Origin of the sequence: Streptomyces sp. NBC_00086, assembly GCF_026343255.1 — a bacterium.
GTDB lineage: Bacteria > Actinomycetota > Actinomycetes > Streptomycetales > Streptomycetaceae > Streptomyces.
In genome coordinates this window covers 6,537,501-6,555,380 of sequence record NZ_JAPELZ010000001.1, presented here as the reverse complement: position 1 = coordinate 6,555,380, position 17,880 = coordinate 6,537,501, and the positions used below count along the sequence as shown (strand labels likewise).

12 protein-coding genes, 2 rRNA genes and 1 pseudogene are annotated in these 17,880 nt (G+C 70.2%); 2 read left to right on the top strand and 13 right to left on the bottom strand.

The window, feature by feature from the left end; all coding sequences use genetic code 11:
* Positions 1-282: 282 nt before the first annotated feature.
* From OG276_RS29745 to OG276_RS29725, 5 genes are all read right to left on the bottom strand, one after another.
* Entirely contained in the window at positions 283-1,365 is a 1,083-nt protein-coding gene (locus OG276_RS29745) for a glycosyltransferase family 4 protein (protein WP_266909881.1), read from the bottom strand.
* 193 nt (positions 1,366-1,558) lie between these two features.
* The gene (recN, locus tag OG276_RS29740; protein WP_266913224.1) at positions 1,559-3,286 is read right to left on the bottom strand and encodes a DNA repair protein RecN; all 1,728 of its coding nucleotides are present in this window, start codon (positions 3,284-3,286) and stop codon (positions 1,559-1,561) included.
* Between the two features lie 163 nt (positions 3,287-3,449).
* Positions 3,450-4,349: an NAD kinase gene (locus OG276_RS29735; protein ID WP_266909879.1), complete on the bottom strand. Its 900-nt coding sequence runs from the start codon at positions 4,347-4,349 to the stop codon at positions 3,450-3,452.
* 65 nt (positions 4,350-4,414) lie between these two features.
* On the bottom strand, positions 4,415-5,230 hold the full coding sequence (locus OG276_RS29730; protein WP_250753412.1) for a TlyA family RNA methyltransferase: 816 nt from the start codon (positions 5,228-5,230) through the stop codon (positions 4,415-4,417).
* A 7-nt stretch (positions 5,231-5,237) separates the two neighbouring features.
* Positions 5,238-5,498: a hypothetical protein gene (locus tag OG276_RS29725; protein WP_266909875.1), complete on the bottom strand. Its 261-nt coding sequence runs from the start codon at positions 5,496-5,498 to the stop codon at positions 5,238-5,240.
* 66 nt (positions 5,499-5,564) lie between these two features.
* Here OG276_RS29725 and OG276_RS29720 point away from each other — a divergent pair, with 66 nt between their 5' ends.
* Positions 5,565-5,912 (top strand): SCP2 sterol-binding domain-containing protein, encoded by a 348-nt coding sequence (locus tag OG276_RS29720; RefSeq protein WP_266909873.1) that lies wholly within the window; start codon positions 5,565-5,567, stop codon positions 5,910-5,912.
* 75 nt (positions 5,913-5,987) lie between these two features.
* On the opposite strand, the gene OG276_RS29715 is transcribed toward OG276_RS29720, so the two are convergent.
* The 4 genes from OG276_RS29715 to OG276_RS29700 all read right to left on the bottom strand — a co-directional run bounded on the left by OG276_RS29715 (position 5,988) and on the right by OG276_RS29700 (position 10,221).
* The gene (locus tag OG276_RS29715; RefSeq protein ID WP_266909871.1) at positions 5,988-6,854 is read right to left on the bottom strand and encodes an ABC transporter ATP-binding protein; all 867 of its coding nucleotides are present in this window, start codon (positions 6,852-6,854) and stop codon (positions 5,988-5,990) included.
* Positions 6,851-7,852, bottom strand: a complete 1,002-nt coding sequence (locus tag OG276_RS29710) for an iron chelate uptake ABC transporter family permease subunit (protein ID WP_266913222.1) — start codon at positions 7,850-7,852, stop codon at positions 6,851-6,853. The genes OG276_RS29715 and OG276_RS29710 overlap by 4 nt, the downstream gene beginning before the upstream one ends.
* A 71-nt stretch (positions 7,853-7,923) precedes the next feature.
* Positions 7,924-8,970, bottom strand: coding sequence for an iron ABC transporter permease (locus OG276_RS29705; RefSeq protein ID WP_266909869.1), 1,047 nt, complete (start codon positions 8,968-8,970; stop codon positions 7,924-7,926).
* A gap of 186 nt (positions 8,971-9,156) precedes the next feature.
* On the bottom strand, positions 9,157-10,221 hold the full coding sequence (locus OG276_RS29700) for an HAD-IIA family hydrolase (protein ID WP_266909867.1): 1,065 nt from the start codon (positions 10,219-10,221) through the stop codon (positions 9,157-9,159).
* An 88-nt stretch (positions 10,222-10,309) separates the two neighbouring features.
* Here OG276_RS29700 and OG276_RS29695 point away from each other — a divergent pair, with 88 nt between their 5' ends.
* A complete protein-coding gene (locus tag OG276_RS29695) occupies positions 10,310-11,581 on the top strand; it encodes a DUF1015 domain-containing protein (protein WP_266909865.1) in 1,272 nt (423 codons plus the stop codon).
* Positions 11,582-11,646: 65 nt separating this feature from the next.
* On the opposite strand, the gene OG276_RS29690 is transcribed toward OG276_RS29695, so the two are convergent.
* The 4 genes and pseudogenes from OG276_RS29690 to OG276_RS29670 form a co-directional block, all read right to left on the bottom strand.
* Positions 11,647-12,549, bottom strand: coding sequence for a tetratricopeptide repeat protein (locus OG276_RS29690; protein WP_266913220.1), 903 nt, complete (start codon positions 12,547-12,549; stop codon positions 11,647-11,649).
* A gap of 210 nt (positions 12,550-12,759) precedes the next feature.
* A pseudogene (locus OG276_RS40865) lies at positions 12,760-14,247 on the bottom strand (hypothetical protein); the annotation flags it as partial.
* A 125-nt stretch (positions 14,248-14,372) separates the two neighbouring features.
* A 5S ribosomal RNA gene (gene rrf / locus OG276_RS29675) occupies positions 14,373-14,489 on the bottom strand.
* Between the two features lie 107 nt (positions 14,490-14,596).
* A 23S ribosomal RNA gene (locus OG276_RS29670) occupies positions 14,597-17,720 on the bottom strand.
* Positions 17,721-17,880: the final 160 nt, after the last annotated feature.

The following is a 17,880-nucleotide window of genomic DNA, read 5'->3' as shown; positions in this document are numbered from 1 at the left end:
CGACCCTCCGGGGTGAAGTCCCCTACCCGTCCTTCGCCCGTTCCCCGGGCTGCGCCCGGACCCCGCGCCTCAAACGCCGGCGAAAATCCAGCCCCTCCGGCGTTTGAGGAGCGGGGGTCCGGGGGCCGGCCCCCGGCCACGGCGCCGCACTCGGGATCGGGTCCGGGGCGGAGCTCCGGGGAACGGTGGAAGGGCGGGTAGGGGACTCCGCACCGCGCAGCGGCACACCCGCAGCCGGGCCGGGCCGCCGGCAACGCGAGGGCCCGGGCTCCCGCCTGAGGGCTACCGCCGACGCGAGGCCAGCTCGTCGTACACCGACAGGACCTGCGCCACCGTGTCGTCCTCCGACGGCCACGTCGAAGCCTGAGCCCGCCCGGCCTCCGCCAGCGCCCCCCGCCGCGCGGGATCCGCCAGCAGCCCGGCCACGGCAGCGGCCAGCACCCCCGCCTCCCCATAAGGCACCAGCACACCCGCCGAACCCACCAGCTCCGGCACCCCGCCCACCGCCGTCGCCACCAACGGCACGCCCATCCGCAGAGCCTCCTGTGCCAGCGGCGACCGCGCCTCCCACCGGCTCGGCAGCACCGCGACATCGGCCGCCGCCAGCAGCCGCGCGGCATCCCGCCGCCGCCCGAGGAGCCGTACCGGCAGCCGCTCCGCCTCGATGCGCCGCGCGAGCTCCGCCCGCATCGGGCCCTCACCCGCGATCACCAGCAGCGGCACCGGGTCCAGCGTCCGCCACTCCCGCGCCGCGTCCAGCAGTACGGAGTACCCGCGCCGCGGCACCAGACTCCCGACCGCGATCAGCAACGGCCTCTCGACCGCTCCGAGTTCCGCCCGCACCTTCCCCGGGTCCGGAGCGTCCGGAGCGCCTGACGGCCCGGAGGTCCCAGAAGGCACCGCCACCGCCGCCAGCCGCGCGTCCCGCGCGCCCCGCAGCCGGGCCAGGTCCACCTGCGCCGAGGAGGCGCCGAGGACGATCGCCGCGGCCCGGGCGACGTGCCGTTCGAGCAGCAGGCTCAGACGGCCGCTGCCGGGGCCGCCGCCGTGCCAGCTCACGACCAGCGGGACCCGCCGCCCGCGCAGGGCCAGCGCCGCGCGCATGCCGGCCCGTACGCCGTGCGCGTGCACCACGTCGGCCTCGACGCAGGCGGCCCGCAGCGCGCTCACCGCGTCCGGGGTGAACCGCGCGCCGGCGCCGGTGAAGTCGTACTCCCCCTCGGCATCGACGGGCCCGCACACGGTGACCCGTACGCCGCGCGCGGCGAGCCCGGTGGCCAGCGACCGCACGTGCGCACCACCGCTCGCGCCGCCGAGTACTTGGACGGTGCGAAGGACGGGGACCGGGACCGGGGAGCTGCTCACGGGCCGAAGCTCCAGGGTGAGGGAGGGAAGAAGGCAGGGACGTCGCTCAGAATGCCAGTCCGCACGCGCGTTCCGGGACCATACGGGTGCGGATCCCGTGTGAGTTGCCGCCGGGACCCCCCGATCCTCACCCACACGGGCTATCCGGACGTCGGTCTGCTGACCCCGGTGACCCTGCCGGCGACAAGAAGCCCTACTCCGGGCTCCGGGCCGCCGCGAGCAGTTCCTCCGCGTGCGCCCGCGCCGACGCCGAGTCCTCGTGGCCGGCCAGCATCCGCGACAGCTCGCGGATCCGGGCCTCGCCCTCCAGGACGGTGACCCCGCTGCGGGTCACGGACCCGTCGTTGGTCTTCTCGACCAGCAACTGCCGGTCCGCGAAGGCCGCCACCTGCGGCAGGTGCGTGACGACCACCACCTGCGCCGACTTGGCCAGCTTCGCGAGCCGCCGTCCGACCTCCACGGCCGCCTTGCCGCCGACGCCCGCGTCGACCTCGTCGAAGAGGTACGTGGGCACCGGGTCGGAGCCCGCGAAGACGACCTCGACGGCGAGCATCACCCGGGACAGCTCACCGCCCGAGGCACCCTTGGCGATCGGCCGCGGCTGGGCGCCCGGGTGCGGGGCCAGCAGCAGTTCGACCTCGTCCACGCCCGAGGGCCCGTACGCGACGAGCCGGCCGCCGACCTCGACCCCCTCGGGGTCCTCGGTCTGCCGGACGTCGATGGTGACCCGTGCGTGCGGCATCGCCAGGGAGGCCAGCTCCTCGGTGACGGCGGACGCGAAGCGGGTCGCCGCCTCGTTCCGCGCGTCGGTCAACGCCTGCGCCAGCGCGGAGAGTTCCAGCCGCAGCCCGTCGCGCTCCGCGGTCAGTTCGTCGATCCGCTCGTCGTCGCCGTCCAGCTCCAGCAGCCGTACGGAACCCCGTTCGGCCCACTCCAGGACGGAGTCCACGCCATTCTCGGCGGATCCGTACTTGCGGATCACCTGGGTCAGCGCCGCCCGCCGCTCCTCCACGGCCGCCAGCCGCAGCGGGTCGGCGTCCAGGTCGTCCGCGTACCCGGCGAGTTCCCCGGCCACGTCCCCGAGCAGGATGCCCAGTTCCCCGATCCGCTCGGCGAGGGCGCCGAGCGCCGGGTCGTGGGAGCGTACGGATTCCAGTGCGCGGTGCGCCCCGGCGACGAGCGCGCCCGCGTCGACGCCCTCCGGGTCCTCGACGTTGCCGGCGAGGGCCGCGTGGGCGACCTGGGCGGCCGAGGACAGGGATTCGGCGTGCCCGAGGCGCTCCGCCTCCGCCGCCAGCTCGGTGTCCTCGCCCGAGAGCGGTTCCACGGCGGCGATCTCGTCGAGCCCGAAGCGCAGCAGATCGGCCTCCTGGGCGCGTTCCCGGGCCCGGGTGGTGATCTCCTCCAGCTCTCCGGCGACGGCGCGCAGCCTGCGGTGGGCGGCGGCGTACTTCTCCAGCGGGACGGCGACGGCGTCGCCCGCGTACCGGTCGAGGGCCTGGCGCTGCCGGGCGGGCCGGAGCAGTCCCTGCTGGTCGGTCTGGCCGTGGACGGCGACGAGGTCGTCGGCGAGTTCGGCGAGCAGTCCGACGGGCACGGAGCGGCCGCCGACGTGGGCGCGCGAGCGGCCCTCGGCGGAAACGGTCCGGCTGATCAGCAGCGCGCCGTCGTCGAGCTCGGCGCCGGCCTCCTCGGCGCGCAGCGCCGCGGGGGCGTCCGGGCGCATGACGATGCGCCCTTCGACGACCGCCGCCTTGGCCCCGATCCGCACCAGGGCGGGGTCGGCGCGCCCGCCGAGCAACAGCCCGAGGCTGGTGACGACCATGGTCTTGCCCGCGCCGGTCTCGCCGGTCACCGCGGTGAAACCGGGTGACAGCTCGACCACAGCGTCGTCGATGACCCCGAGCGACCGTATCCGCATCTCCTCAAGCACGGGACGACGATACCGAGGTTTCATGGGTGCCATGTGACGTCACCCGCCCGAACCGGCTCGAACAATCATGCTATTTACGTACGCGCGAAGCACAGAACCCGTACTGGGCCGGTACGGAGCCGGTACTGCGCCCGCACCCGCCCCCACGGAACTAGTGCGGGGCCCCGCGCCATCCCGACACCGGCAGCGCGAACTTCGCGACGAGCCGGTCCGTGAACGACGCGTGGTGCAGCCGGGCGAGCCGCACCGGCACCGCCCCCCGCCGGACCTCCACACGGGCCCCGGCCGGCAGCTCCACCGTCCGCCGCCCGTCGCACCACAGCACCCCGTGCGGGGTCCCCGTCTGCACCTCCACGGCCAGCACCGAGTCCGGCGAGGTCACCAGCGGCTTCGCGAACAGCGCGTGCGCGCTGATCGGCACCATCAGCAGCGCCTCCACCTCCGGCCAGACCACCGGCCCGCCGGCCGAGAAGGCGTACGCCGTCGAGCCCGTCGGCGTCGCGCAGACGATGCCGTCGCAGCCGAAGCCGGACACCGGGCGCCCGTCGATCTCCAGGACCACCTCCAGCATCCGCTCCGGGGACACCTTCTGGACGGCCGCCTCGTTCAGCGCCCAGTCCCGGTGCACCACGTCCCCGTTGGTCCGCACGATCACGTCGAGGGTCATCCGCTCCTCGACCTCGTACTCCCGCGTCACGACCCGGTCCACGACCTTGTCCAGGTCGTCCCGTTCCGCCTCCGCGAGGAAGCCCACCCGGCCCAGGTTGACGCCGAGCATCGGCACCCCCGAGCCGCGCGCGAACTCCGCGCCGCGCAGCAGCGTCCCGTCGCCGCCCAGCACGATCAGCAGCTCGCACCCGTCGAGCACCTCCGGGGTGCACTCGGACTCGGCCACCAGCTCCACCTCGGGCGGCAGCGGCAGGTCCACCGCCTCGTGCCGCAGCACCCGTACGCCCAGCCCGCTGCGCAGCAGGCCCTGCACCACCAGCTCGGCGCTGCGGATGGCCGCCGGCCGCCCGGTGTGCGCGAGCAGGAAGACGGTCCGCTTCACCGACTCCCCCGGCTCTTGCGGCTCCCCTGACTTCCCCGACTGTGCCGGGTCCCCCGAAAGATCACTCACTGCGGCCCCTCCGCCACTGCACGATCAACATCCGCCGGGTCGAGTGCCGGTGCCCCCGCCCGCAGCCACAGAAAATACTCGACGTTGCCCGAAGGGCCCGGGAGCGGACTCGCGGTCACCCCGAGCACGCCCAGGCCCAGCTTCCACGCCTGCGCCGCGACGTCCCGCACGGCCTCGGCGCGCAGCTCCGTACTGCGCACCACGCCACCGCTGCCCAGCCGGTCCTTGCCGACCTCGAACTGCGGCTTGACCATCAGCACCAGATCCGCGTCGGGCGCGCAGCAGCGTACGAGCGCGGGCAGCACCAGCCCGATGGAGATGAAGGAGAGATCGCCGACGACCAGGTCCACGGGCACCCCGTCGATCAGCTCCACCGTGAGCTCGCGCACGTTGGTGCGGTCCTTCACGGTGACCCGGTCGTCGCTCTGCAGGGACCAGGCGAGCTGCCCGTAGCCGACGTCGACGGCCATCACGTGCTCCACCCCGGCCCGCAGCAGCACGTCGGTGAACCCGCCGGTCGAGGCGCCCGCGTCCAGCGCCCGGCGGCCCTCCACGCGCAGCCCCTGGGGCTGGAAGGCCGCGAGCGCCCCCGCCAGCTTGTGGCCGCCCCGGGAGACGTAGTCGGGGTCGCTGTCGTCCTTGAGGACGACGAGGGCCGCGCTGGTCTCGACCTGGGTGGCCGGCTTCGTCGCCGTGTTGCCGCCCACGGTCACCCGGCCGGCGGCGATCAGCTGCGCGGCGTGCTCGCGCGAGCGGGCCATGCTGCGGCGTACCAGTTCGGCGTCCAGGCGGCGGCGTGCCACTCCTGCCACGATCGGTTCAGCTCCTGTTTTCGTGCGGACGGGGGCCGATCGGCGCGTCCAGCGCGGTCAGCGCGGAGCGCAGCCCCCTGTGCACATCCTCGTACACCTCGACGTGTCCGTCCGCCGGGAGGTGGTCCACGTCCGCCAGCCGCTCCAGCGCGGCGTCCGCCCCGGCGTGCCCGGTGGGGATGCGTACGACGCCCAGCGCGACCGGCCCGGCGGGCGCGGCCGGGGCTTCGTCCGGCTCCTGGGCCGCGGCGGGCACTTCTTCGTTCATGCCCCCGACGCTACCGCGTAGGGCGCCCGCGACCACGCACGGCTCTGCGGTACGGTCGGGATCACGATGGCTACGATCGAGGAGTGCCGTGCGGCACTCGACCAACTCTCAGACAACCTGGCACGGGCCGAAGGCGACGTGCGCGGTGCGACCGCGCTCGACCGCTCGCTGAGCTGCCACATCACCGACCTGGACCGCACCTTCACGGGCCGCCTGGACGCGGGCCGGATCCGCGTGGACGCGGTGGCCCCCGGCCCGCCGTCCGCCAAGGCCGAGATCCGCCTCGCGATGACCGGCGACGACCTGCTGGCCCTGGTCGCCGGCACCCTGAAGTTCCCCAAGGCCTGGGCCTCGGGCCGCATCCGCCTGGAAGCAGGCTTCCGCGACCTCCTCCGCCTCAAAAGCCTGCTCTAGCCAAGTCCAGCCCCGCCGGCGTTTGAGGCGCGGGGGTCCGGGGGCCGGCCCCCGGCAACGGCGCCGCACCCGTGACTACTCCGCGCGAGCCATCGAACGGGCCACCCGCGCCGCGGGTATCACCAGCGGCGTCCCCGTCTCCGGGTCCGAAATGACTTGGCACCGCAGCCCGAACACCCGCTCCACCAGCTCCGCCGTGACCACCTCGGCCGGCGCCCCCTCCGCCACGACCTTCCCGTCCCGCATCGCGATCAGGTGGGTGGCGTAGCGCGCCGCGTGGTTCAGATCGTGCAGCACCGCGACCAGCGTGCGCCCCTGCTCCTCGTGGAGCTCCGCGCAGAGGTTCAGCACCTCGATCTGGTGCTGGATGTCCAGGTAGGTCGTCGGCTCGTCCAGCAGCAGCAGCGGCGTCTGCTGCGCCAGCGCCATCGCGATCCACACCCGCTGCCGCTGACCGCCCGACAGCTCGTCCACCGCCCGGTCCGCGAGTTCGGCGACCCCGGTGGAGGCCATCGACTCCTTCACGATCCGCTCGTCCTCGCCCGACCACTGCCGCAGCAGCCCCTGGTGGGGATAGCGGCCCCGCGAGACCAGGTCCGAGACCGTGATCCCGTCCGGGGCGATCGAGGACTGCGGCAGCAGACCCAGCGTCTTGGCCACCTTCTTCGCCGGCATCGACCCGATGGCCTGCCCGTCCAGCAGCACCCGCCCCACCGTCGGCTTCAGCATTCGCGAAAGGGCCCGCAGCAGCGTCGACTTGCCGCAGGCGTTCGGCCCGACGATCACGGTGAAGGAGTTGTCGGGGATCTCCACCGACAGGTTCTCGGCGATGACCCGCTGGTCGTAGCCGAGGGTCACGTTCTCCGCGGTCAGCCGCTGCACTTGCCTGCTCCTCTGGTTGCTCACATCGCTCTGGCTGCTCACATAGCTCTGGCCCCTCATATGCGGCCCGCCTTGCGCTCGGTGACGAGCAGCCAGAGCAGGTAGCAGCCGCCGACGAGGCCGGTCACCACCCCCACCGGCAACTGGTCGGCGCCGAAGGCCCGCTGTGAGGCCCAGTCGGACACCAGCAACAGGAGTGCGCCCATCAGTGCACCGGTCAGCAGGCTCGCCCCGGGCGACCGGGTCAGCCGGCGCGCCAACTGCGGCGCGGCCAGCGCGACGAAGCTGATCGGCCCGGCGGCGGCGCTGGCGGCGGTGGTGAGCAGGATCGCCGCCACCATCAGCAGCAGCCGGGTCCGCTCCACCCGCACCCCGACGGCGTACGCCGCGTCGTCGCCCATCTCGATCATCCGCAGGGCCCGGCTCTGGCCGAGGACCAGCGGGAACAGCACCGCGCAGGTCGCGAGCAGCGGCCAGACCTGTGCCCAGTCCCGGCCGGCCAGCGAGCCGGTCAGCCAGACCATCGCACGGGTGGCCTCGATGAGCTGCGCCTTCGTCAGCAGGTACTGGATGACGGCGACCAGCATCGCGGAGGCGCCGATGCCGACGAGGACCAGCCGGTAGCCGTGGATGCCCTGCTTGTACGCGAGCAGGTACACGGCGATTCCGGCCACCAGCCCGCCCACGAGGGCCCCGACGGCCACCTCGCCGGCGCTGCCGTGGAACAGCACGATGACCAGCAGCGCGCCGACGGCCGATCCGTAGCCGAAGCCGAGTACGTCCGGCGAGCCGAGCGGGTTGCGCGAGACGGACTGGAAGACGGCGCCGGCCATCCCGAGGGCGGCGCCCACCAGGACCGCGACCAGGACCCGCGGCAGCCGCAGGTCGTTGATGATGAACTCGTGTGCGGGCGTGCCGTTGCCCATCAGGGTCCGTACGACGTCCCACGGCGCGATGTCGAAGTCGCCGGTGCCGATGAGCAGGACGGCCATCGCCAGCGTGAGCACCAGGAGCAGAGCCCCCACGCCGAGCGCGCGCCGCTCCACGCGCAGGGACATCCCGCCGGGCAGGTGCACCGGCCGGGGCCCGCGCCGGCCCCCGCGCGCCTTGACGGGTGCGTCGGTCACTGTCACAGCTGGGCCATCCTCTTGCGCCGGACGAGGTAGATGAAGACGGGTCCGCCGATGAGCGCGGTGACGATGCCGACCTGGAGTTCGCCGGGCCGGGTGACGACCCGGCCGATGACGTCGGCGCCGAGCAGCAGGACGGGCGAGAGCACCGCCGAGTACGCGAGCACCCAGCGCATGTCCGGGCCGGTGAAGAACCGTACGAGGTGCGGGATCATCAGGCCGACGAAGACGATCGGCCCGCAGGCGGCGGTCGCGGCCCCGCACAGCAGGGTGATGGCGATCATCGCGCCGATCCGGGTCCGCGTCAGGTGCGCACCGAGCGCCCGCGCGGTGTCGTCGCCCATGGCCATGGCGTTGAGCGGCCGGCCCAGGCCGAGCGCGATGACCGCGCCGACCAGCAGGAAGGGCGCCACCTGGCGGACGGTGTCCATGTTCGCGGAGGCCAGCGAGCCCACGGTCCAGAAGCGGAGCTTGTCCAGCGCCTTGCTGTCCATGAGCTGCACGGCGTTGATGTATCCGACGAGGGCCGCGGTGGCCGCCGTACCGGCGAGGGCCAGGCGCACGGGCGTGGCACTGCGGCTTCCGCCGAGCACGTACACGACCACGGAGACGACGGCGGCGCCGAGGAAGGCCCACCACACGAACTCGCTCAGCGAGGACGCCCCGAAGAAGCTGATGGCCGATACGACGGCGGCCGCGGCTCCCGCGTTGACGCCGAGGATGCCCGGCTCGGCCAGCGGGTTGCGGGTCAGGGCCTGCATCACGGCGCCGGACAGTCCGAGGCCGAGGCCGACGAGCACGCCGAGGAGGGTGCGCGGGACCCTCAGGTCCCGCACGACGACGTCGGAGGCCGTCCCCGAGTAGTGGAACAGGCCGTGCCAGACCTCGTGGAGGGGCATCTGCTTGGCGCCGACGGCGATGCTCGCCACCACGATCAGCGCGAGCACGCCGAAGGCGGCGAGCAGACCGGCGGCTCGCGCGCCGTCGCGCGAGCGGGTGGCGGCGGCCGGCGCCGCGCTCGGTTCGGGGGGACTCTCGACCAACACGAAAGTTAGGCTAACCTACCTTCCGCCGTGGTCGGCTCCCCCGAACGGCCCTCCCAGCAGGTCCTCGGACCCGGCCCCCACCGGCCCTGACCTGCCAGGACCCGGCAACACCCCACCGCCGGCCCGGCTCCGCCGCCTCGCGCGACCCGTACAGATCACAGCGCCGGTCCAGCCCCTTACAGCCCCTTACAGCCCCAGCCGGGCCAGCGCCTTGCCCGCGTCCAGCCCGCACGAGCCGTCCCCCGCCTGGGTCCAGGCCGCCGCGCACAGCGCCCGCAGCCCGTCCATCGCACCGTTCGAACCGTCGCCGGCTTCCTCGCCGCGCGACTCCCCGCGCAGCTCCAGTACGCCGTCCAGCGCCACCGCCGTCCAGTCCCCGCAGCGGAAGCCGCCCCCGTCGGCCGCCACCACCTCAGGCTGCCCGGTCAGCAGCCCGCGCAGGTCCCGGTCCACGTACGTCGGCCGGTACTTCGGCTCGGCCCGCAGCAGCTGCGCCCCGTCCGTCACCCCGGTCAGCACCAGCAGCGAGTCCACGTCCCCGTTGAAGGCGCCCTCGATGTCGGTGTCCAGCCGGTCCCCGACGACCAGCGGCCGCTTCGCCCCGGTCCGCAGCACGGTCTCGCGGTGCATCGGGGGCAGCGGCTTGCCCGCCACCTGGGGTTCGGCGCCCGTGGCGATCCGTACGACCTCCACGGCGGCCCCGTTGCCGGGCGCGATCCCCCGCGCCCCCGGAATCGTCAGGTCGGTGTTCGAGGCGTACCACGGCACCCCGCGGTTGATCGCGTACGAGGCCTCCGCGAACCGCCCCCACGGCAGATCGGGCCCCCCGTACCCCTGGACCACCGCGGCGAGCCCCTCCTCCTCGGCGGAGTCCACCGGCACCAGCCCGCGTTCGCGCAACGCGACCCGCAGCCCCTCGCCGCCGATCACCAGCACCTTCGACCCGGGTTCGACCTGCTCTGCGATGAGACGGGCCACCGCCTGCGCGGAGGTGATCACCTCGACGGCCTCCGTCGGGATGCCCAGCTCGCTCAGGTGCCCGGCGACCGCGTCCGGCGTGCGCAGCGCGTTGTTCGTCACGTACGCCAGGTGCATCCCGTCGGCCCGCGCCGCGGCGAGCGAGTCCACGGCGTGCGCGATGGCCTCCCCGCCCGCGTACACCACACCGTCGAGGTCCAGCAGGGCCGTGTCGTACGCCCGGTGCAGACTCCGCTCACTGCCGGCGGGAAGGGTCCTGCTCTGCCGCGTCATGGTGTCGACTCCTCATACGATCGATCTTGTCCGGTTTCCGTACTCCCCCGATCATCCCGCATGCCGAGACGGGTCTTACGATTCATCAATGACCACATCTGGCACCGCGGACCACGGACTGCGCCTGATCCCGTTCCATGGCCTGCGCTATGTCCCCGAGCGCGTCGGCAGTCTGGCCGCCGTGACCTCGCCGCCGTACGACGTGGTCGTGCGCCCCGACGGACTCAACCACCTGGAGTCCGCCGACCCCCACAACATCGTCCGCCTGATCCTCCCGCAGGCGGACACCCCCGCCGCCCGCAACCAGCAGGCGGCGCACACGCTGCGCGACTGGCTCGCGGAGGGCATCCTCAGCGCCGACCCGGTGCCCGCGCTCTACGTCTACGAGCAGCGCCGGGGCGAGCTCCTCCAGCGCGGGGTCATCGGGGCCCTCGCCCTCTCCACGGCCGAAGAGGGGATCGTCCTCCCCCACGAGGACGTCATGCCCCACGTGGTCACCGACCGCGCCGGCCTGATGCGCGCCACCTCGGCCAACCTCGAACCGCTCCTGCTCACCTACCTCGGCGACGATCCGGCGGCCGGCGCGGCGGCGGTCGTCGAGCGCACCGCCCACTCCACCCCGCTGTTCTCCACCACCACGGAGGACGGCTTCCAGCACCGGCTGTGGGCCATCACGGACCCCGCCGACCTGGCGGCGATCACCGCCGACCTGGGCGACCGCCAGGCCCTCATCGCCGACGGCCACCACCGCTGGGCGACGTACCTGCGCCTCCAGGAGGAGCACGGCTCCCCCACCCCCTGGGACTTCGGCCTCGTCCTCCTCGTCGACACCGCCCGCTACCCCCTCCAGGTCCGCGCGATCCACCGGCTGCTCCGGCGCCTGCCCCCCGCCGACGCCCTGGCCGCCCTCGACGGCCGCTTCCGGCTCCGCACCGTCGACGGCCCGCTATCGGCGGCCATGGCGGCCCTGGCCGAGGCCGCGGAGCTCGGCAACGCCTTCCTGCTCACCGGCGACGGCACCTTCCACCTGGTCACCGACCCCGAGCCGGACCTGATCGAGCGCACGGTCCGCGGAGACCGCCCCGAGGCCTGGCGCCGGCTGGACGCCACGGTGCTCCACGCGACCCTGTTGGACACCCTCTGGGCCGTTCCCGACGCCCCCGACCAGATCTCGTACATCCACGACACCGAGGCCACCGTCGAGATGGCGGAGCGCCTCGGGGGCACGGCCGTCCTGCTGCACCCCGTACGCGAGTCGGTCGTACGGGAACTGGCCCGGCAGGGCGTGACGATGCCCCGCAAGTCCACCTCCTTCGGCCCGAAGCCGGCCACCGGCCTGGTCCTGCGCAGCGTGGACTGACGGACCCCGGGCCAACGAAAAAAAGGGCGGTACCCCCATCGGGGGTACCGCCCTTCTCAGCTCACTCAGCCGTCGTCGCGGACTCCGGCGTCACGACGGTCGTCGTCCTGACGGTCGTCGTCCTCGTCCTCGTCGAGAACGACGATCTCGTCGGTGACATCAACGTCGCCTTCGACGTCGCCTTCGACGTCGCCCTCGTACTCGTCGTCGTCCTCGTCGTAGTACTCGGCCTGGTCGGAGGCACGCTCGGCGGCGACGACCTCCGGGTCGTCGTCGTCCTCGTCCTCGTCCTCGTCGTCGAACTCGTCGTCGGCCTCGTCGTCGACCTCGACGTCCGCGTCCGAGTCGTCGGCGGAGGCGTCGACGAACTCGACCCCGTCCAGCTCGGCGAGACGGTCGGAGGCGTCCGTGGCCCCGTCCTTGTCGGCCTCAAGGGTCTTGGCGAACCACTCGCGCGCCTCGTCCTCGCGGCCGGCCGCCAGCAGGGCGTCGGCGTAGGCGTACCGCAGACGTGCGGTCCACGGCTGCACGGAGCTGGAGGCCAGCTCCGGGCTCTGCAGGGTCACGATGGCGGCGTCGAGCTGGTCCATGTCCCGGCGGGCACCGGCCGCGACCAGACGCATCTCGACCTGTCCGGCCTTGTCCAGCTTCTGCACCTCGGCCTCGCCGGCCATGGCCAGCGCCCGCTCCGGACGGCCGAGGCCGCGCTCGCAGTCGGCGATGACGGGCCACAGCTCGACCGAACCGGTCATCCGCTTGGCGGCGCGGAACTCCGCGATCGCCTCGGCGTACTTCTGGTTGGCGTACGCGGCGAAGCCGGCGGCCTCGCGCACGGCGGCGACACGGGAAGCCAGGCGCAGGGCGATGCGCGAGTACGCGTACGCCTGCTCCGGGTCCTCGTCGATCAGCCGGGCCACCATGACCAGGTTCTTGGAGACTTCCTCGGCCAGCCCCTTGGGCAGGCTCAGCAGCTCCTGGCGAACGTCGGAGTCGATCTCGAAACCGGTGACGTCGTCGTCGATCGGAAGCCGCTTGACCGGGTCCCGGTCGGCACGGAAGTCACGGTCGCCACCCCGGTCGTCACGCCCGCGGAACCCACCGCGGTCGCCACCCCGGTCGTCGCGACGCGGGTACGAGGGACGGTCGCCACCACGGTCGTCACGACCGCCGCGGAACCCACCACGGTCATCGTCCCGACGCGGGTACGAAGGACGGTCCCCACCGGAGGAGGGACGGTCGTCGCGACGCGGGTACGACGGACGGTCGCCACCGCGGTCGTCACGACCGCCGCGGAACCCACCACGGTCATCGTCCCGACGCGGGTACGAAGGACGGTCCCCACCGGAGGAGGGACGGTCGTCACGACGCGGGAAGGACGGGCGGTCGCCACGGTCGTTACCGCGGAACCCACCGCGGTCGTCGTCACGACGGGGGTACGAGGGACGGTCGCCACCGGAGGGGCGGTCGTCGCGACGCGGGTACGACGGACGGTCACCGCGGTCGTTGCCGCGGAAGCCACCACCGGAGGGACGCTCACCCCGGTCGTCACGGCGGAAGCCGCCACCAGAGGGACGGTCGCCACGGTCGTTGCCGCGGAAGCCACCACCGGAGGGACGGTCGTCCCGACGGGGGTACGACGGACGGTCGCCACCGGAGGGGCGGTCGTCGCGACGCGGGTACGACGGACGGTCGCCACCACGGTCGTCGCGACCGCCGCGGAACCCACCGCGGTCGTCATCGCGACGGGGGAAGGAGGGACGGTCGCCACCGGAGGGGCGGTCGTCACGACGCGGGTACGACGGACGGTCGCCACGGTCGTTGCCGCGGAAGCCACCACCGGAGGGACGCTCACCGCGGTCGTTCCCACGGAAGCCGCCGCCAGTGGGACGGTCCCCGCCACGGTCATCGCGACGCGGGAAGGAAGGACGGTCGCCACCGGAGGGGCGGTCGTCACGACGCGGGTACGACGGACGGTCACCGCGGTCGTTGCCGCGGAAGCCGCCACCGGAGGGACGCTCACCCCGGTCGTCGCGGCGGAAGCCGCCGCCGGAGGGGCGGTCGCCGCCACCGGAGGGACGGTCATCGCGACGCGGGTACGACGGACGGTCGCCACCACGGTCGTCACGGCCGCCGCGGAACCCACCGCGGTCGTCGTCGCGACGCGGGAAGGAGGGACGGTCACCGCGGTCGTTGCCGCGGAAGCCGCCACCGGAGGGACGCTCACCCCGGTCGTCGCGGCGGAAGCCGCCGCCGGAGGGGCGGTCGCCGCCACCGGAGGGACGGTCATCGCGACGCGGGTACGACGGACGGTCGCCACCGCCGGCCGGACGGCCACCACGGTCATCGCGGCGGAAGCCACCGCCGGAGGGGCGGTCGCCACCACCGGAGGGACGGTCATCGCGACGCGGGTACGACGGACGGTCGCCACCGCCGGCCGGACGGCCACCACGGTCGTCACGACGGAAGCCACCGCCCGAGGGGCGGTCGCCACCACCGGTGGGACGGTCATCGCGACGGAACGGCGGACGCTCGCCGCCACGGTCGTCACGGCCCCCGCGGTAGCCGCCCCTGTCACCGCCGTCGTTGCGCCGAGGCTCGCGCTCCGGACGATCGTCGGGAGAGTTGGACATGGGTGTGACTCCTGTCTTCGGGGTACCGCTAGTCATTCTCGCGCAACCAACCCATGGCCGCGCTTCGGCGTAAAGCTACGTAAAGCTCGGTAAAGCTCTGGAAAACAAAAAAGACCCCTGCTCCAGCGTTGAACGCTGGACCAGGGGTCCTTTGAAAAATTGTTCGGCGGTGTCCTACTCTCCCACAGGGTCCCCCCTGCAGTACCATCGGCGCTGAAAGGCTTAGCTTCCGGGTTCGGAATGTAACCGGGCGTTTCCCTAACGCTATGACCACCGAAACCCTAATCGGTTTCGAGCGAACAAGCACACTTTGTAGTTATGTTCTAGCTCTAGAAACCAGCAACAGTTCGTTGCTTCAGAACTAACACAGTGGACGCGAGCAACTGAGGACAAGCCCTCGGCCTATTAGTACCAGTCAGCTCCACCCGTTACCGGGCTTCCACATCTGGCCTATCAACCCAGTCGTCTACTGGGAGCCTTACCCTCTCAAGGAGGTGGGAATACTCATCTTGAAGCAGGCTTCCCGCTTAGATGCTTTCAGCGGTTATCCCTCCCGAACGTAGCCAACCAGCCATGCCCTTGGCAGGACAACTGGCACACCAGAGGTTCGTCCGTCCCGGTCCTCTCGTACTAGGGACAGCCCTTCTCAATATTCCTACGCGCACAGCGGATAGGGACCGAACTGTCTCACGACGTTCTAAACCCAGCTCGCGTACCGCTTTAATGGGCGAACAGCCCAACCCTTGGGACCGACTCCAGCCCCAGGATGCGACGAGCCGACATCGAGGTGCCAAACCATCCCGTCGATATGGACTCTTGGGGAAGATCAGCCTGTTATCCCCGGGGTACCTTTTATCCGTTGAGCGACGGCGCTTCCACAAGCCACCGCCGGATCACTAGTCCCGACTTTCGTCCCTGCTCGACCCGTCGGTCTCACAGTCAAGCTCCCTTGTGCACTTACACTCAACACCTGATTGCCAACCAGGCTGAGGGAACCTTTGGGCGCCTCCGTTACTTTTTGGGAGGCAACCGCCCCAGTTAAACTACCCATCAGACACTGTCCCTGATCCGGATCACGGACCGAGGTTAGACATCCAGCACGACCAGAGTGGTATTTCAACGACGACTCCACAACCACTGGCGTGGCCGCTTCAAAGTCTCCCACCTATCCTACACAAGCCGAACCGAACACCAATATCAAACTATAGTAAAGGTCCCGGGGTCTTTCCGTCCTGCTGCGCGAAACGAGCATCTTTACTCGTAGTGCAATTTCACCGGGCCTATGGTTGAGACAGTCGAGAAGTCGTTACGCCATTCGTGCAGGTCGGAACTTACCCGACAAGGAATTTCGCTACCTTAGGATGGTTATAGTTACCACCGCCGTTTACTGGCGCTTAAGTTCTCAGCTTCGCCACACCGAAATGTGACTAACCGGTCCCCTTAACGTTCCAGCACCGGGCAGGCGTCAGTCCGTATACATCGCCTTACGGCTTCGCACGGACCTGTGTTTTTAGTAAACAGTCGCTTCTCGCTGGTCTCTGCGGCCACCCCCAGCTCACGGAGTAAATCCGATCACCAGTGATGGCCCCCCTTCTCCCGAAGTTACGGGGGCATTTTGCCGAGTTCCTTAACCATAGTTCACCCGAACGCCTCGGTATTCTCTACCTGACCACCTGAGTCGGTTTAGGGTACGGGCCGCCATGAAACTCGCTAGAGGCTTTTCTCGACAGCATAGGATCATCCACTTCACCACAATCGGCTCGGCATCAGGTCTCAGCCTTATATGAGGGACGGATTTGCCTACCCCTCGGCCTACACCCTTACCCCGGGACTACCACCGCCCGGGCTGGACTACCTTCCTGCGTCACCCCATCGCTTACCTACTACAAGTCTGGGTCACCGGCTCCACCACTTTCCTTTCCCCGAAGGGTCCGGAACGGCTTCACGGGCTTAGCATCGCCTGATTCGATATTGGGCGTTTCAAAGCGGGTACCGGAATATCAACCGGTTGTCCATCGACTACGCCTGTCGGCCTCGCCTTAGGTCCCGACTTACCCTGGGCAGATCAGCTTGACCCAGGAACCCTTAGTCAATCGGCGCACACGTTTCTCACGTGTGTATCGCTACTCATGCCTGCATTCTCACTCGTGAACCGTCCACAACTAGCTTCCGCTGCTGCTTCACCCGGCACACGACGCTCCCCTACCCATCACAGCGGGCGTTGGCCCTATTGCTGCAATGACACGACTTCGGCGGTACGCTTGAGCCCCGCTACATTGTCGGCGCGGAATCACTTGACCAGTGAGCTATTACGCACTCTTTCAAGGGTGGCTGCTTCTAAGCCAACCTCCTGGTTGTCTCTGCGACTCCACATCCTTTCCCACTTAGCGTACGCTTAGGGGCCTTAGTCGATGCTCTGGGCTGTTTCCCTCTCGACCATGGAGCTTATCCCCCACAGTCTCACTGCCACGCTCTCACTTACCGGCATTCGGAGTTTGGCTAAGGTCAGTAACCCGGTAGGGCCCATCGCCTATCCAGTGCTCTACCTCCGGCAAGAAACACGTGACGCTGCACCTAAATGCATTTCGGGGAGAACCAGCTATCACGGAGTTTGATTGGCCTTTCACCCCTAACCACAGGTCATCCCCCAGGTTTTCAACCCTGGTGGGTTCGGTCCTCCACGAAGTCTTACCTCCGCTTCAACCTGCCCATGGCTAGATCACTCCGCTTCGGGTCTAGAGCGTGCAACTCAATCGCCCTATTCGGACTCGCTTTCGCTACGGCTTCCCCACACGGGTTAACCTCGCTACACACCGCTAACTCGCAGGCTCATTCTTCAAAAGGCACGCAGTCACCACTGTATGTGCAAGCACATACAGCGACGCTCCCACGGCTTGTAGGCACACGGTTTCAGGTACTATTTCACTCCGCTCCCGCGGTACTTTTCACCATTCCCTCACGGTACTATCCGCTATCGGTCACCAGGGAATATTTAGGCTTAGCGGGTGGTCCCGCCAGATTCACACGGGATTTCTCGGGCCCCGTGCTACTTGGGAGATTCTTAAGCAAGCCGCTGATGTTTCGTCTACGGGGGTCTTACCCTCTACGCCGGACCTTTCGCATGTCCTTCGACTACATCAACGGTTTCTGACTCGCCGACCGGCCGGCAGACCGATCAAAAGAATTCCCACAACCCCGCATGCGCAACCCCTGCCGGGTATCACACGCATACGGTTTGGCCTCATCCGGTTTCGCTCGCCACTACTCCCGGAATCACGGTTGTTTTCTCTTCCTGCGGGTACTGAGATGTTTCACTTCCCCGCGTTCCCTCCACACTGCCTATGTGTTCAGCAGTGGGTGACAGCCCATGACGACTGCCGGGTTTCCCCATTCGGACACCCCCGGATCAAAGCTCAGTTGGCAGCTCCCCGGGGCCTATCGCGGCCTCTCACGTCCTTCATCGGTTCCTGGTGCCAAGGCATCCACCGTGCGCCCTTAAAAACTTGGCCTACAGATGCTCGCGTCCACTGTGTAGTTCTCAAGCAACGACCAGTCACCCATCACCCCACCAGACAAGCTGGCGAGTTCACTGGGGCCGGCATCGCGAAGATAAGACCTTTCGGCCGTACCCTCAGATACCCAACAACGTGCCAAGCACCAGACCTCTTC